Here is a 16568-nt window from a genome sequence, read left to right on the forward strand (position 1 = left end):
GGAGCCGAAAGCTCCTCGTCCTCCTGAGCTTGGTCTTGCTACAGCTTCGGACTCGCGTCCTGCTCGACCGAAGCAGCCTCGGTATCCTTACCTCGGCTACGCGCCCAAGCTCATCGTCCTCGGCGGCTCCGAAGGGGGACAGGTGTCATCTTCAAGCTTATGTGCAGATTTAACCAAGCTATCCAGGTCCATTAACTACCTGCGTGGAAAGCAACAGGTTCAGGGACGGTGGCTGTGGGGAGAGTGGGGCACAGCAGCAGATGCTGGATGCTGACGTGGAAGCGACAGGTTGCACTGTGTTGGTGGCAGAATTTTACCCTGAAGGGAGGTTATTTGCTGTGTTACAGGATCTCTGGCTGGCTTTGGTGTTGTTTAAATGTATCAAAAATGTTAATAAATGGTTGCTTTTGTTTTTGTGCATTTTTAATGCAGCTGTGCCATGTGATGCGATGCCAGGCAAGCGGGCGCAGAGCGAAGCAAGAGCGCAATAGACCTTGAGTAGTAGAAGGATAATAACAATAGCTGAATAGAGAAGAAGGGAATCCAATGGCATTTAAAAAATACCTGAGAACCAAAGACGATCTCGTGGTGGATATGACCCCCATGCTGGATATAGTGTTTATTTTGTTGATATTTTTTATTATCACCTCCGCCTTTGTCGATACCTCCGGCTTTGACTACAACAAATCCAGGCAGAGTTTGTTTTCCAAAGAAAAGAGCAGCGTCATCTCCATTAGCGTCAGCAAAGCGGGTCTGGTCAGAATGAAGGGCCGACTCATTGATATTCAAAGTGTCACGGCCAATACCCAGAGCATGCTCGCAGACATGCCCGGCGCCTCAGTGGTGATAGAGGCCGAAAGGGAAACCCTGCATGGCGTGGTTATTCAGGTATTGGATAATGTCAAAATGGCCGGTGTGTCCAGGGTGTCCATATCTGAATCCATGGAGTGAGCCCCACGCTTGACACCAAACCCTGGGGCTTACTGTATTGGCTAAGGGAGCCTGGTAAACGCGGATCTGGCAGCGTTCCCTTGAGCCCAAGGTGGGATCTGTAAATCAAACCACACCCTTGTGTCCGTTCGGGCCTGTGATGAAGGCCAGGTGAAGCATGCATGCCCTTGCCTCAATCCGGCAAATACGCAGGGAAGACTGGCTGTCCGGGGGAGAGTCTCCCCCGGTGGCCTGGATGAGGCAGCAGACCTCATCCCCGTGGCAAATTAACGGCGCCTTCTGCTGCGGCGGCGCATGCGGCCGGCGCTGTCGGCGGTGATTTCACGCTTGCCGCCTGTGCCCGTACCCGCTTCCAGCTGGTCGTCGTCGTGCTCATCATGATCCTCATGTTCATCAAGTTCATAAAGCTCGTCATGATCGTCCAGCTCGTCATTGCTGTGGGCCAGTGACACGGGTGACTCGGCGTTGGGCTGGCTGTCGGCCTCGGTCTTTTTGAACACGGATTTCAGTATGCTGGTGACCGCCTGCAATTTGGCCGGAGCCTCGGGTTTGGCTGCGGCCTTATCCTGGTCTTCGTCGGCAGAAAATTGAGTGTTATCAATTTTCTGCTGCGACTTTTTTGGCACCAGATCAGCAACCAACTCCTCCATGTCCACCCTTGGGGTGGCCTTTGAGGCTGAGCGTGAGGGCTTGATTGGCTGGGGATCCAAGGACACGTTGGCCGAACTGGCCACGGCCAGCTTATCCAACATGCCTCCCTTGGTCGCCACGGGATCCAAAGAGCCGGAACGGCTGGCAACGGGATCCAGGGAGATAGGCGCCAGGGGCGCAGGATTCCAGGAGGTTGGCTTGGCGGCGACTGGATCCAGCGAGCGCGGTTTGGCCGCGACGGGATCCGCCGGTTTGGCGGCGACAGGATCCATGGCCTGGGTGGCCACGGGATCGAGCACGGCCGGCTTGGCAGGCACGGGATCTATGACCTGGGGCTTGGCTGCCACTGGGTCAACCGAGACCAGGGTGGTGAACACTGGCTCAACGGTTGCCATGGTGCTGGCAACGGCGGTCGCTACCTGAGTGGCCACAGGTGGCGCCTTGGCTACCGGGACCGGGTCAAGGGCTTCCGGTATCACGGTTTCCTGAATTGGGTCCGGCATCACGGCTTCAGTTATAACAGCTGCGCTTGGCACAGCGGCCAGCTCCAGTTTGACCTGGGGCGGCGCTGGCACAAAGGCCTGATCTTTTGCCCTGGCTTCCAGGCGTTGGTCGAACTCGGTGATGACACCGGCCAATTCGGTTTTGGCTTCCGCCATGGCCTGGATCAGCTCTTCAAGTACCTTTTGGTAGCCGTGATACTTGTCTTCGATGCTGCTGATATTGCTGCGGACTTCATCACTCATCTTATGGGTCAGGCGCTTGTAGATGTTGATCTCCTGCTCCAGCTCATACAGATAAGTCTTGGAGAATTTGATTGCCTCATCCATCTCGACGATTTTATCTGTTAATGCCAGCCTTTTGTCGGTGAAGTCATCGATCAGGGCCTGGGGGATCTGCGCCGGGGACTCGGGGGGCGTCACCAGCGACGCAAATTCACCTATATGGCTGACGGGCAGCCATTGGCTCAATGAGGGATGCCAGCCATAGCTGCTTGGGTTGCCGGGCACAAAGGCCAAAGCCTCGGCTTGGGTAAAAGGTCCACTCAACTCACCATCGTGTGAAAAAAACCAATTTTTCATAATCTTAGTTCCAATTCGTTATTATCAACCTAATCAGGTGTCGTCATTATTTGATGGTGACACCGGCCAGCGTCCGTTGCAGGGCCTCATAATGTTCGTTGATGCTTTGGATGGTTGTTTTCACTTCCTGATTGAGTTTTTGGGTGACGGTTTTGGTCTTGTTGGTGTCACGATCAAAATCCGCCAGTGAGACGGTAATGGCATTCAGGCGGCTTTCGATACGGCCCAAAGCGCTATTGAGTTCCTGCTCCTTGGCAATAAAGCGCTCAATCAGTTGTGCCGGAATGGCGATTGGCGGCGGCGGTGGCGTGAACTTAATATCAAATTCTTCAACCTGACACACGGGAATCCATTGGGCATAGGAGGGGTGCCAGGCATAAGCATCGGGGTGCTTTGCGATAAAACGGTTGGATGCGGTCAGGCCCAGGGGCCCACTGATCTCGCCATTATTGGAGAAATACCACTCTTTCATAGATCCACTCTTATCCTTAATAGTGTTTGAGCTGATAGCCATGTTTACTCGGGTTTCGGTTGCCATTGCGTGACAATCTGCTTATTTAGTTGCCCCATCGCGTCGTTTGTTTTCCGAACGCGGTAAGGTAAAGAGATTACGACCATTTTTACAAGCCGATACATTAACCGATGTTTTTTAACAAGGCCACTGCTTGAAGAGTGTGGTTTGCATAAATTTTAATCTGTCCGCTGTGATGCCGGGCGGAAGATTCAGTGATGGGACTGACGAGCAACAGGCGTCGCGCCAGGGCCTGGTTATTGAAGTTATTTTTAAATCAGCCGCTTACCCAGATTGGTGCCAAGCGCTGTTCCCGGAGCCCGGCTGAATGGGGCTTCAGCAGTGCATTTTTATGGAACAGTACCTTGGCACTGAGTGTCATGCCAAGGAAAGCCGGAGTTTAGATACTGCTATTGCTGTAAATTCTGCAGTGAGCCATTTTTTACCGTTACGCTCTGATCTTCGTTTAGCTGAAAACTCAGCCGCCGCTCTATTACCCCTGGGTTGGCATAATAGTCTTCCCCTTTTTTGTTCAGTTGCGCCCGGGCGATCATGGCGAGGGCACATTTCGCTTGCCAACAAGAGCGCGGCTTGGATAAAGATGGGCACAGTTGTTCCACACAGAGCTGCCGGGGATCAGCCTTGCCTGACTATATCGACCGAGACTTCCACCGCCGGAATTGTGCCTCTGTTTTCAAGCCAGTGGGTGGTGTTCCTGTCTTCGGGCCAGCCCACTCCCGGGCCGTAATCCGTGGCTATGCCGTTTCTGTGATCTGTGATTGTACCCTGCAGTATGTAGACCATCCCCGGCCTGTCGATGTGGCTGTGAACCGGACCGAAGACGCCTCCGGGCGCTATGGTCACCAGGCGCATGCGCAGTTCACGGCCTTCCATGCCCGGGATCTCCAGGCCCAGATCCAGGCTGGACAGCAGCTCTACCTGAACTCCTTTGGTTTCCGGAAGCCCTTGTTCCTTGCTCATGGTGCTCACCTCTTTATGCTTGTCTGCAGGATGCGGCTTTGATGGGGCAGCCGAGGCCAGTGGTGCGCTGGAGCCCGTCGTTTCAGCCAGATTAAGTATGGATCCGTTGGCCGCCGATTGCCCTGTGCCTCTGACGCTGACAGACGACTTATCTCAAGGCCGGGGATGGGATAAACTCCCGTCAGTTGAGGATGAGCTTGAAAGCATCCGGGGAGCGCGCGGCTTAAGCGTCTTGTGTCTCAAGGTTGCACAAGGGAATGGGCAGCGGGCTTAAGCCTTGCTGTGGACCGGGTTTGCGGGGCGGTATATGAAAAAATGGCTTGTGGTCAGTTTGCTGTTATTCGGCCTGGTTGCTCGGGGCGAGGAGGCAAATCCGTCGCAGGATCCCAGAGTGCAGGTACTGCGGCTGGATGACGTGCCTCAGTCCAAACAGGTAGGGCGCCTGTCGGTCGAAATCAATCGCTTTACCAGGGATATCCGGGGCAGCTGCACCGCAGTGCTCATCGCGGAAGAATACCTGCTGACCGCAGCTCACTGTGTGTTTGATCATCTGGGTGCCCGGCCCGTGCTGGGTATTGAGTTTTTCCCCCGTTCTCTGGGCCTGGAACAGCAGCCCGTGTCGCGGGTATTTGTGCGTGAGGGTTGGATCCACAAGGGATACCTGGCCCAGGATCACTCGAACACGCTGCAATTTCCCAATGGCATGGTCGGTTTGGAACAGGAACCGAGTAACAAGGATCTGGCCATACTCAGGGTGCGCAGCGATGCCTCTGGACTGGGCAGCGGCAAGGAGCTGGGCTTCCTCAAGCCGGCGCCTCTCGACCAGCTTAAATCAGAGGCTGAGCCTTTGGCCATCCGGGTATTGAGCTACCCGGGTGACAAGGAGGGGCTGAGCCTTTGGTCCCAGGACTGCCAGCTCAAGGCCGCGATCGATTTCATCGGTGAATTTGATTGCCGTATCTTTCAAGGCGCCAGTGGTGCGGGCTTGCTGGCCCAGGACCCCCGCAGTGGCGAGTACAGGGTGGTCGGTATTACCTCTTCCAACAACAGTGACGCCGCCTATGCCGTGCTGTTTTCACCTGAGGTGCTCGCCGATATCGACAACATAATCCACGGTCAGGGAAGGCGGGCCAGCCAATTCGAGCCGGTCAGCTTTCACACCGAGAAGAAGGTATACATCAATATCCGCAACCACTGTGACAAGGCGCTGGAGGCGCTGATCTACAGTCAGCGTCTCGGTGAGCAAGACTGGAGCATGGTGCGGGTTCCCGTAGCCGCCAGGAGCACCCGGGCCCTGGATGCCATAGACACCCAGGCCTGGTATTACCATATCGAGGCCACAGATGGCAGCCGCAGCTGGGGCGGTCGGGATCTGATGTTCAGCGTCGGTGGCAAAAGCTATGGCTTTAAACGGCGCGAGGTCAACCTGATGACCCCAAGGGCAACCCCCTTTCATGGTGATGATTTCCTCGACCTCAAATGCTTCTGATGCCTTGGGCGGGTCCGAAATCATCCGGAACATGAGTAAAGTCCCATGCCGGGCCCAAGGCGACGTTCCCTGCTGCTTGGCATTGGCATTGGCATTGGCATTGAAATTGGCCGGTGCATGAAGCCTTTGCCTTGTAATGGTCCGGCGCAGTACCATGGGCCAATCCCATGACGCACCAAGGTTAAGCTATGTTTTCATTCCAATCCGGTCCAAGACGCCAACTGTCAAGCCAGAGGGGCTTCACCGGTGTCCAGGTGCTGCTGATGCTGCTGGCGACCGTGGTGATTACGGTCGCTGTGAGCTTTTTCGTTATCCGCGCCTATATCTTTCCCAAGCCCCTTGAGCCCGTGACCCTGAGTGCCAAGGAAGAACAAAAACTGGAACAGAAATTAAGCGTGCTGGGCTGGCAGAGTGACAGTGGCTCACGCACTGACTCAAACAAGAGCTCGGGTAAAGGCACCGCGCGCCGTGGCAGCAATGATCTCACTCCCGAACCCTACCGCGAAGCCGATGGCGACCGGCGGGTGACCTTCAGTGAGAAGGAGGTCAACGCCATGATTGGCCGCAACCCGGATTTCGCCCACAGGGTCGCCATAGACTTTTCCGACGACCTGGCGAGCGCCAAGATCCTGGTGCCCATTCCCCAGGACTTCCCCGTGATGGCCGGTGAAATTCTGAGGGTCAATGCAGGGCTCGATATCCACCTCGACAGCAGGCGCCGCCCCGTGGTGGCCCTGGTGGGCGTGAGCCTGATGGGGGTGCCCATTCCCAATGCCTGGCTTGGCAATATCAAAAACGTCAACCTGGTCAGCGAGTTCGGTGATCGCGGTTTCTGGAACACCTTCGCCGACGGGGTCGAGGACATACAGATAAGCGAAGGCGAGCTGTACATCAAGCTGCGCAAGTAGCAGCGGTCTCCGACTGCACTATTTTGGGGCTTTAGCTTTGCCGGATGACTTGCACAGCAAGGCTATCTGGTACAAGGTATTGGCCCAGACGGCAGAGCATCTCTGCAAGCCCCTGAAACAAAGGGAATAGAAAAGGAATAACAAGATGAAAAAATCCACCCTGGCACTGGTGCTGGCGAGCCTGCTGGCCGCACCGGCCCTGACTTTCAACGCTGTCGCCGCCGATACCGAACATGGGGCTGCCGCCTATGACCTTAAGGCCCAACGGGCCAAGATAGTGCCTGTGCCCATGAGCGCCGACACCAGCTTTTTGAGCGCCGAGGAGAAGCAGGTGGTCAACAAGCTGATTCAGGCCGCCCGCCTGATGAGCGAGATTTACCTGCGCCAGGTGAGCGAGCAGAACCCGCAGATCCGCGCCGCCATCGAGGCCGACAAGAGTGGCGATCGCGACCTGATGCTGGATATGTTCGATGAACATTTCGGCCCCTGGGACAGCCTGGCCGGTGGCCATGCCTTCTTCGGCGGCAAGGAAAATGCCCCCGGTGCCGGTTTCTATCCCCAGGACATCAGCAAGGAAGAGTTCAACGCCTGGCTGGAAAAGCATCCCGAAGATAAGGAGGCCTTCACCAGCCTGTATACGGTGATCCGCCGTGACGGCGCCAAGCTGGTGGCCATCCCCTATTCGGTGCATTACAAGGAGTGGCTGGAGCCCGCCGCCAAGCTGCTGGAGGAGGCCGCCGCCATCACCAGCAATGCCAGCCTCAAGCACTTCCTCAGCCTGCGCGCCAAGGCGTTCCGCAGCGATGACTACTTCCAGTCTGAAATCGCCTGGATGGATCTCAAGGACACCCCCATCGAAGTGGCCATTGGTCCCTACGAGACCTACACCGACGGCCTGTTTGGCTACAAGACCGCCTTCGAAGCCTTCGTGACCATCAAGGATCCGCAAGCTTCCAAGGCCCTCGACCGCTTCAAGAAATATTTGAAGGACATGGAAGCCAACCTGCCGGTGACCGAGGACTACAAGAACTTCAAGCGCGGCTTTGAATCCCCCATTGCCGTGGCCGATCAAATCCAGGGCGGCGGTGACAACGTCCCTGGGGTGCAGACCATAGCCTTCAACCTGCCCAACGACGAGCGGGTACGCGAGGCCAAGGGTGCCAAGAAGGTGCTGCTGAACAACGTGATGGCCGCCAAGTTCGAACGCATCATGAAGCCGATGGCGGCGCAGATTTTGGTGCCCGAGCAGGCCGCCCTGCTGGATCAGAAATACTTCGGTTACGAGACCCTGTTCCACGAGCTGTCCCACAGCCTGGGCCCTGGCTCCATAGTGAAAAACGGCAAGCCCACCACGGTTTCCGCCGAGCTGCAGGAGCTGTACTCGGGCACAGAGGAAGGTAAGGCCGACGTGATGGGCGCCTATAACATACTGTTCCTGATGCAAAAGGGCGAACTGCCGATGGCGGAGAAGAACAACCTGCTGGCCACCTACGCCGCCGGACTGTTCCGCTCCATGCGCTTCGGTGTCCATGAGGCCCACGGTATAGGTGCCGCCTTCCAGTACAGTTACTTCGTCGACAAGGGCGCCCTCAAGCTGCAGGCGGATGGCCTTTACCGCATCGACTTCGCCAAGCAGGAGCAGGCGATCACCGATCTGGTGCACGACATAGTGGTAGTGCAGGGTGACGGCGACTATGCCGCCGCCAAGGCCTTCCTCGATAAATACGGTAAGATCGATGCCGGCGTGCACGCCGTCAACGAGCGGGTGAGTCAGGTACCAGTGGATATTCAGCCTCTGTACCCAGCTCATATCTGAGCTAGTCTTTGCGTAAGGCAGAAAAAATGCCGTCCAGAGGGACGGCATTTTTGATGTTTCTAGTTGCTTGATATGGAGTATTTATTACTGATTGACTGCCATAAACACTTGTTAGGATTTATTTAATTAGAGTCGATGGAATTACGGGTAGTCCACACCACTCAGCTACTTTATTATATTTTTTTGCTAGTTCACAAAGTATTTCCCAGCCAGACTCAATACTTTTTATTGTATTGTTAAGATCAGTGCCGTGTTCTGTAGCTCTATCAATTAATCTTTTAAACTTACTCATAACTGGTGATCTTCTAACAGCCTCTGGGTTATTATCTGATTCTATAGTGGTCAGAGATTTTTTCAACTCATTAAGTTCAAAATATGCATCATTTGAGTTAGGTAGCTCATTCATTAATTCATTTATATTACTAAGTGCGGCAGCAATGTTTTGGTTGATGGAAAGATTGTTGGATAGTGTTATATTTGGTTTGAAATCAACCATTAAACGATTTTTTTGGGAAAGTCCATCTCCTATAATATTTAGCAACTGATCAATTCTGCCATTTTGCATGCCAATTAAATCTTTCTGAGATTCAATTCTAAACTGAGCTATTCTTAGTTCATTTTTTAGCTCTAAAATAATTTTGTCATTACTTAATATACTAGCTGGTTGTTTTGCGCCAGTTATTATAAGTTCGTATTCGTGTAGTGCTTTTTCAACAGTTTCTGTTTGACCATCTTCAGATTCAATCACCATTCTAACTTTTAGCCCATTCTGTTCAATTTTTACAGAGGCATTTTCTTCTGGATATTGCTCTCTTAAATATGTGCCGAAATAACTTAAAATATTTAGACCAGCTTGATAATATTCTGGAGTAAAATGGATGCTTCGTTCAACTGTTCGTTGCTTTGTATTAAAAATAAAATCGCTCTCAACTTCTTTATGAATCGTTAAAATTAAATTAGATACTTCACTGTATATAGACTTAAGTGTTACAGAGACGTCTTCTATTGGTAAGTTTATTCCGATTCCGTTATATAAGTCATAAATAGGTTCTCCGGTATGTTTTTCGTAGTCATAAATATCACAGCTAATCTGTGCATTTGAAATAGATTCAACCTTTTCAAGCAAGTTATAAAAGTATTGCTTAACAGACCATGGTTTATCCCACTCTTCAATTTCAAAATTTAATACCGCTGAAGCCCAATAGTCTTTTGTTTCTTGGTAATCTTTAGGCTCTATTTGAACATTTAAATTAAAGTCATCAACAACTTCAATCACAATACTAATTCGATAAAAAAATTTAAATAAATCTCTTACTTCATATTCGCTAAGTGCGTCAAATAACTTTTCATCGTAAACGTAAAGAATCTTTTCTCCATAACAGTAACTTTCAACGCAATAATTAATGTTATTGACTAATATATGGCTGTAATCTTTTTTTATATCCACATGTTCGATATTTAACTTAGTCATTTTTGTTCTCAAATATGTAAGAGATATTTCTAGTGTTCATTGCAGTGGTATAGTATTCATACTACAATATAAAAATTACTACAAATATTTAAAATGTTTAGTTGATTAATTTAGCTTAGATTTTTTAAATTTTATATGAATAGTGTGCAAAGTTTGCGATCGTTTATAGTACTTTTTTGTAGAACTTAAATACGACAGTATGAAACTACTATACATAATTAGTTTCGCTTGTTTTGAGTATCCATTGTAATCGTGTGGTAAAGGTATCGAGTTAGTACTAGCCACTGCACTTTCTATCATTGCGGTCATTTGGGCTAACAGCTGGCATAGCTACCGCACGGGCTGAAGCGCTGCATTTCATCCCTGAACTCCGTTTTATACAAATGGATCAGTATCTTGTCAGAGGTTGTTGTGGTTAGGCAAGTGTTAAAAATGATATGTAATAGCGCTTTCCGAAGGTCACTCAATTGCCGGAGCGGAACACCTTTAATCAAGCACTGCCGCGCCAGTGACCATCCGAGCCATGGATGGCGAGGGGAGGCTATAGGGACATATTCACGCCGTGTCACTGGAGTGGCAGTGCGGAAGCGCACCGCAGGTGTTTTATTGCATCCAGAGGTGGATGCTCTTGTATGTTTGAAAGATAGCCGCTGTGCCAGCGGCACAAAGTCGTGGGTCTCCAACCCACACCCGGGCAAGGGGTATTGCTTGTCCAATACCCCTTGCAACCCTAAGGACACCCCACCGACGCCGAAAGCCCCTCGGGTTTATGGGCGAAACGGCCAACGCGACAGACTCTCGGATTTACATCCTTGTAAATCTATTCCAGCTCGGCTCCATGCCTCGCGTTCGTAAGCTTGTCGCTGCGCGACACTCACCCTGCTCGACCGAAGCAGCCTCGGTATCCAAATCCATCCGTGGACAACAGCCAGCTCGGCATCCATGCCTCGCGCTCATGAGCACGCTTGCCGTGGGCAAGCATTCGCCCTCGCCACGCCATTTTCAGCAACGTCCTCGGCAGCGTCGGAACGGGGAATCGGTGCATCGGTCCGACTAGTTCGAGGCTGGTCGCCCTTATGCATCTGACCTCCATGGATGGAGGAAATGCCTGTTTTGTCGGGAACAAAGCAGGTCATGCGTCCGCGACATTGGTGCATCCATGCACGGCACCCACGGCAAGTGATTAATGGCATCTAATGCCGGATGTTAAGACAAAGCACAAGATAGCCGCTGTGCCAGCGGCACAAGGTGCTGGGCGACTTTGACTGGGAAACAGAAAGCCACCTGAATTAGGTGGCCAAAATGCAACGACTTGATGCATCAAGCCTAAAGAAGCTGACAAGCTTCATCGAAATCCAACCTGGGTGCCCTTGGGTGCAGCTGGCTGGCGTCGCCGTAGCCAAGGTTGCAGAGGAAGTTGGAGCGGGTGCAGCAGGTGGTGAAGAACTCCTGCTCGTCGGGGTAGGCCTGTTGGCCGGCGCCGAAGAATTCCTGATCTACCTTGGCATTGTCGAAGCCGGACATGGGGCCGCAGTCGAGCCCCAGGGCGCGGGCGGCCATGATGAAATAGGCGCCCTGCAGTGAGCTGTTGCGCCTGGCGGTGATCTCCGCCAGTTCCGGGGCTTTGATAAACATCTCTTTCATTGCCGGATTGTGTGGAGCCAGCTTGGGCAGCTTGTCGTAGAAGCGCAGGTTGTAACCTATGATGGCGGTCACCGGCGCGCTCATGGTCTTGTCGATATTGCCCGAGGCCAGCGCCGGTAACAGTCGCTGTTTGGCGGCTTCGGTGCGCAAAAACAGGATCCGCGCCGGGCTGCCGTTGACGCTGGTGGGGCCCCACTTCATCAGCTCGTACAGTTCGTGCAGGGTGGCATCGCTGACCGGCTTGTTCAGCCAGTGGGTGTGGGTGCGGGCCTGGCGGAACAGCAGGTCCATGCCTTCGTCGCTCAATCTGGTGCTCATAGCTTTCTCCCGGGCTTATGGCTGTCTATTGCTGTGCCGTGATTCGTGGCAGAGGCTTGCTCATTAGGTATAAACCCCAAGGCCTTTCCTTGCCATTGCCCACAGAGCCACAGCGCCGGGAGTCCAGGTTTCCCCGTTAGAGCCTCTTGCGCACATAGCTGCCGGGGGCGGCTTCGAGCACCGGCAGTTCGCCATCGCCGGGATGCCTGGCGGGCACCTCGCCGCCGCGCAGGGGCGTCAGCCAGGCCTGCCAGTGTGGCCACCAGGAGCCGTTGTGGCGCTCGGCCGCCTCCTGCCACGCCAGGGGCTCCAGGCTAAGTTCGGCGCAGGTGCTGTAGCCGTATTTTTGCGCCTCGGGGGGATTGATGACCCCGGCAATGTGGCCCGAGCCCGCCAGCACAAAGGTCTTGTCGCCGCCGTGGGCTTGGGCGCCCTGGAAGCAGGCCTGCCACTTGGCGATATGGTCCTTCTCTGTGGCCAGGAAGTAGGAGGGGGCGCTGATGCGACCGAGGCGGATATAACGGCCGGCGAGCTTCAGCTGCTCCTTCACCAGCTTGTTCTCCAGGTACATCTGCCGCAGGTAGAAGCCGTGCATGGCCGCCGGTAGGTTGGTGCTGTCGCTGTTCCAGTACAGCAGATCGAAGGCCGGTGGCAGCTCGCCCTTGAGGTAGTTGGTGATAAAGAAGGACCAGAAGAGGTCGTTTTCCCGCAGCATATTGAAGCCGAGCGCCATCATGCGGCCATCGAAATAACCCAGCTGCTGCATCTGCCGCTCCAGGGCCGCCACCGACTGCTCGTTGATGAAGACCCCAATCTCACCGGGATCGGCAAAGTCCAGCAGCGTGGTCAGGTAGGTGGTGCTGGCGATGCGCTTGCTGCGTTTGGAGGCGAGATAAGCCTGGGTGCAGGCCAGCAGGGTGCCGCCGATGCAATATCCCAGGGCATTGACCTCCTGCTCGCCGGTCGCCTGGGCTATGGCCTCCAGGGCCGCCAGCGGGCCTTCCTGCATATAGTCGTCGAAGCTCACCTCGCAGAGATCCGCATCCGGGTTAACCCAGGAGATCACAAACAAGCTATGACCTTGATCCACCAGGTATTTAATCAGCGAGTTCTGGGGCCTGAGGTCGAGCACGTAAAACTTGTTGATCCAGGGCGGCACCAGCAGCATGGGGCGTTTGGCGACGGTCTCGGTGCTGGGGCTGTATTGGATAAGCTGCATCAGCCGATTCTGGAACACCACCTGGCCCGGAGTGGCGGCAATGTTTTCCCCCAGCTTGAAGGCGTTCAGATCCGTCATCGGCAGGTTCAGCCCCAGGGGGCTGTTTTCCAGATCCTCCGCCAGACGCTTGAGGCCCTCGCTGAGGTTCTTGCCGCCGGAGGCCAAAGTCTGCTCTATCACATCCGGATTGGACCAGGGGAAGTTGGTCGGCGCCAGGGCATTGATGTATTGGCGGGCATTGAACTGCAACTGCTGGCGCACCTTGGGGTCGAGCTCAGGCAACTCGGCAAACAGGGCATCCAGGTATTCGCTGTTGATGAGGTAGGCCTGCTTGATAAAGTCAAAAACCGGGTGGTTTTGCCACTGGGGATGGTTAAAACGCTGATCGCCGGCCCTGGGTTCGGCGACAGTCTCATATTGACCGCCCAATAGGCGCTGGCTGGTCTGTTGCCACAGCAGTTGCTGCTTCTCCAGCCACTGGTTGTAGAGGGAAAACAGCCCGCTGGGATTGCCGAGCCATGCCTGGTTGGCTTGGTTGACCGCTTCGGCCCACTGCTCGGCGCCGCTGCCCTGCCAATAGCCGCTGCCCTGTTGCCAGAGGTTGTCGAGCACCTGCCAATAGCATTTGCCGAGCTCGAACAGATCCTGATCCCAGTCTTTATGCGCCTTCATTTGCCACCCGCTGCGGTTGATTCCATGCCGCTGGCCACCGGGGAGGATGGCCACTGGTATGGAGGCTGTGCCCCGGCCCTATATAGGTGTGGGCCGAGACACAACCGAAACCCTTAAACGGCCTTGGCCGGTGCCTTGGCGGCAGGCTTCACCGGGTTGTTCTCACCCAGGATCTGCTGCATCTGGTCACGAAAGCGCTGACCCATGTCGGCCAGGGTCTTGCTGTCTTCCACCATTTGCTGGTTGACCTTGACCATGAAATCCATCTGGCCCTTGACGTAGCTCTGCAGGCTGTCGGGATCGCGGATCTCGGTGGCGCTTTTCCACTGCTGCAGTTGCAGATCCGTGTAGGTCTTGAGTGTGGTCAGCTGGAAGTCGGTGACCATCTGGATGTTGTCCACCATCAGGCGGTTGATGTCGCTGACGGGCTTGAACATTTTCTGGGCCTGTTCGCTGAAGCTGTTGAAGAGATTTTGGTCCATCGTCATTTCCTTATTGCGTGCTTGGGTTGGTTGGATTGCTCGGATTAACAGCATCAATACATGTGCTGACCGCCGTTGATGGCCAGCTCGCTGCCTGTGATAAAGGCGGCGTCCCGGCTTGCCAGGAAGCTGACGGCGCGGGCGATTTCTTGCGGTTGTCCCAGGCGACCGACGGGGATCTGGGCCACTATTCGATCCAGGATCTCGGCGGGGATCTGGGTGACCATCTCGGTGGCCACATAACCTGGGGCCAGGGTGTTGACCGTGATGCCGTGGGGCGCCAGCTCCTGGGCCAGGCTCATGGTCAGGCCGTGGATGCCGGCCTTGGCGGCGGCATAGTTGACCTGGCCGAACTGTCCCTTGCGACCGTTGATGGAGGAAATATTGATGATGCGACCGTAACCGCGGCCCAGCATGGACTTGGCCACTATGGAGCTGAAGTTGAACACGCCGGTGAGGTTGACGTCTATCACCTGCTGCCACATCTCCGGGGTGAGTTTCTTGATGCTCTTGTCGCGGGTGATGCCGGCGCAATTGACCAGCACTTCGATGGGACCCTTAACTTCTTCTATATCGAGCACGGCGCGCAGGCATTGCTCATAGTTGCGGACATCGGCGGGGAAGATGGCAAAATCGAAGCCCAGTTCCCTTTGCTCGTCCTGCCACTGCCTTGCCTTGGCCTCATTGCTGTAGGTGGTAACCACCCGGTAACCGTCGCGGCATAATGTCTGGCAAATGGCGCTGCCTATGCCGCCCGTTCCGCCGGTAACCAAAGCCACACCTGTCATAAACTGCTCCCTGTTATCTGTGGTTCTGTCAGGCGCTATTATCAGTTGCGGCAAATGACAGGGTCGTGACGCTTGGACGAAGTTTAGGTATCAGTCAGGCGACACTTAGGTGACAGGGAGACGACGGCATGATGACAGCTGCCTGCTGCCATCTTGCGCTGGGCTGTGCTAGCTTATTTCGATTAGCTTATTGCAACTAAAAGAAAAATTTATCGCCGCTCAATGGGCTGCAGAGGAAGGAAGCAAATGACAATGAAATTCAAACCCGTTCTGCTGGCCCTGGCGGGGCTGGGTCTGCCAAGCGCCGCCGCTGGTCTGGATGTGAGCCAGTCCATGCCGGCGCTGGAGCAGCTCTATCTGCAACTGCATCAGCACCCCGAGCTGTCCTATCAGGAAAAGGCCTCGGGGCAGACAATGGCCAAAGAGCTGAAACGGCTCGGCTTCAAGGTGACCAGCGAGTTTGGCGGTCATGGCGTGGTGGCCATATTGAAAAACGGCGCCGGCCCCACAGTGATGATCCGTGCCGACATGGATGCCCTGCCTGTGACCGAGGAGACGGGCAAGTCCTACGCCTCCAAGGTCACCACAGTGGATGCCAATAACAATCAGGTTGGGGTCATGCACGCCTGCGGTCATGACATTCACATGACCAGCCTGGTGGGCACGGCCGAGCAGTTGGTCAAACACAAGGATCAATGGCACGGCACCCTGATGTTGGTGGGGCAACCGGCGGAAGAAGTGGGTGGCGGTGCCAAGGCCATGCTGCAGCAGGGGCTGTTCAGCCAGTTTCCGACCCCGGACAAGGTGCTGGGCCTGCACGTGAGTGCCAACCTGCCGGCGGGCTCCGTCGGTATAGTGCCCGGTTATGCGCTGGCCAATGTGGATTCTGTGGATATCAGCATCAAGGGCAAGGGCGGCCACGGTGCCTATCCCCACACCACCATCGATCCCGTGGTGCTGGCGGCCCGCACCGTGCTGGCGCTGCAAACCATACCCAGCCGGGAAATCTCGCCCCTGGAACCCAATGTGGTGACTGTGGGCTCCATTCACGGCGGCTCCAAACACAATATTATTTCCGACGAGGTCAAACTGCAGCTGACCCTGCGCTCCTACAATCCCGAAGTGCGGGCGCAGCAGATTGAAGCCATCAAGCGCATCACCCGTGGCATAGCCATCAGCGCCGGGTTGCCGGAGGAGCTGATGCCCGAGGTGCTGGTTCACGAGGACGAGACCATTCCGTCCACCTATAACGATCCGGCGCTGGCGGCCCGGGTGCAGGCCAGCATCGCCGCCGAACTGGGTGAGGGCAAGGTGCAGGAAGTGCCACCTGTGATGGCCGGTGAAGATTTCGGTCTTTATGGTCGCACCGACGCCAAGGTGCCCATTACCCTGTTCTGGCTTGGCGGCGTGGCGCCGGATGCCTATGCCGAAAGCCAGGCCAAGGGCACCAGTTTGCCGTCGCTGCATTCGAGCAAGTTTGCCCCCGATTATCCCCTGACCATAAGCACAGGTGTGCGGGCCATGACCCGGGCCGCCATGGATCAGTTTAATCAGGACCAGTGATCCTGAGCCTGGACCATTGATA

Annotated in this window: 14 protein-coding genes; 6 read left to right on the top strand and 8 right to left on the bottom strand. The window is 54.8% G+C overall.

The annotated features are described in order from the left end of the window. Positions 1-275 precede the first annotated feature (275 nt). Both JYB84_RS02710 and JYB84_RS02715 read left to right on the top strand, forming a co-directional pair. Positions 276-491: a hypothetical protein gene (locus tag JYB84_RS02710; RefSeq protein ID WP_207321924.1), complete on the top strand. Its 216-nt coding sequence runs from the start codon at positions 276-278 to the stop codon at positions 489-491. 55 nt (positions 492-546) lie between these two features. Next, complete coding sequence (locus JYB84_RS02715; protein ID WP_207321925.1) at positions 547-951, top strand: ExbD/TolR family protein; 405 nt, start codon at positions 547-549, stop codon at positions 949-951. A gap of 266 nt (positions 952-1217) precedes the next feature. Here the strand turns inward: JYB84_RS02715 and JYB84_RS18460 are convergent, their stop codons facing one another. The 3 genes from JYB84_RS18460 to JYB84_RS02730 all read right to left on the bottom strand — a co-directional run bounded on the left by JYB84_RS18460 (position 1218) and on the right by JYB84_RS02730 (position 4176). Beyond that, complete coding sequence (locus JYB84_RS18460) at positions 1218-2684, bottom strand: GYF domain-containing protein (protein ID WP_207321926.1); 1467 nt, start codon at positions 2682-2684, stop codon at positions 1218-1220. Positions 2685-2730: 46 nt separating this feature from the next. Next, complete coding sequence (locus JYB84_RS02725) at positions 2731-3156, bottom strand: DUF4339 domain-containing protein (protein WP_207321927.1); 426 nt, start codon at positions 3154-3156, stop codon at positions 2731-2733. Between the two features lie 675 nt (positions 3157-3831). Beyond that, positions 3832-4176 carry a cupin domain-containing protein gene (locus tag JYB84_RS02730; protein WP_207321928.1) on the bottom strand — a complete coding sequence of 115 codons (345 nt, stop codon included), beginning with the start codon at positions 4174-4176 and terminating at the stop codon, positions 3832-3834. Positions 4177-4483: 307 nt separating this feature from the next. Between JYB84_RS02730 and JYB84_RS02735 the strand changes: the two genes are divergently transcribed. From JYB84_RS02735 to JYB84_RS02745, 3 genes are all read left to right on the top strand, one after another. Continuing rightward, positions 4484-5665, top strand: a complete 1182-nt coding sequence (locus JYB84_RS02735) for a trypsin-like serine peptidase (RefSeq protein ID WP_207321929.1) — start codon at positions 4484-4486, stop codon at positions 5663-5665. A gap of 188 nt (positions 5666-5853) precedes the next feature. Then, complete coding sequence (locus JYB84_RS02740) at positions 5854-6573, top strand: arginine N-succinyltransferase (RefSeq protein WP_207321930.1); 720 nt, start codon at positions 5854-5856, stop codon at positions 6571-6573. Between the two features lie 145 nt (positions 6574-6718). Beyond that, on the top strand, positions 6719-8389 hold the full coding sequence (locus tag JYB84_RS02745; protein WP_207321931.1) for a dipeptidyl-peptidase 3 family protein: 1671 nt from the start codon (positions 6719-6721) through the stop codon (positions 8387-8389). A 118-nt stretch (positions 8390-8507) separates the two neighbouring features. On the opposite strand, the gene JYB84_RS02750 is transcribed toward JYB84_RS02745, so the two are convergent. From JYB84_RS02750 to phbB, 5 genes are all read right to left on the bottom strand, one after another. Beyond that, positions 8508-9860 (bottom strand): hypothetical protein, encoded by a 1353-nt coding sequence (locus JYB84_RS02750; protein WP_207321932.1) that lies wholly within the window; start codon positions 9858-9860, stop codon positions 8508-8510. A 1326-nt stretch (positions 9861-11186) separates the two neighbouring features. After that, a complete protein-coding gene (locus JYB84_RS02755; RefSeq protein WP_207321933.1) occupies positions 11187-11822 on the bottom strand; it encodes a malonic semialdehyde reductase in 636 nt (211 codons plus the stop codon). 136 nt (positions 11823-11958) lie between these two features. Continuing rightward, a complete protein-coding gene (gene phaC, locus JYB84_RS02760) occupies positions 11959-13713 on the bottom strand; it encodes a class I poly(R)-hydroxyalkanoic acid synthase (RefSeq protein WP_207321934.1) in 1755 nt (584 codons plus the stop codon). Between the two features lie 113 nt (positions 13714-13826). Further along, positions 13827-14195, bottom strand: a complete 369-nt coding sequence (locus JYB84_RS02765; protein ID WP_207321935.1) for a phasin family protein — start codon at positions 14193-14195, stop codon at positions 13827-13829. Positions 14196-14248: 53 nt separating this feature from the next. Further along, the gene (phbB, locus tag JYB84_RS02770) at positions 14249-14983 is read right to left on the bottom strand and encodes an acetoacetyl-CoA reductase (protein ID WP_207321936.1); all 735 of its coding nucleotides are present in this window, start codon (positions 14981-14983) and stop codon (positions 14249-14251) included. Positions 14984-15229: 246 nt separating this feature from the next. Between phbB and JYB84_RS02775 the strand changes: the two genes are divergently transcribed. After that, positions 15230-16546, top strand: coding sequence for an amidohydrolase (locus JYB84_RS02775; RefSeq protein ID WP_207321937.1), 1317 nt, complete (start codon positions 15230-15232; stop codon positions 16544-16546). The last annotated feature ends 22 nt before the right edge of the window (positions 16547-16568 follow it).

It is taken from the genome of Shewanella cyperi (genome assembly GCF_017354985.1).
Lineage (GTDB): Bacteria > Pseudomonadota > Gammaproteobacteria > Enterobacterales > Shewanellaceae > Shewanella > Shewanella cyperi.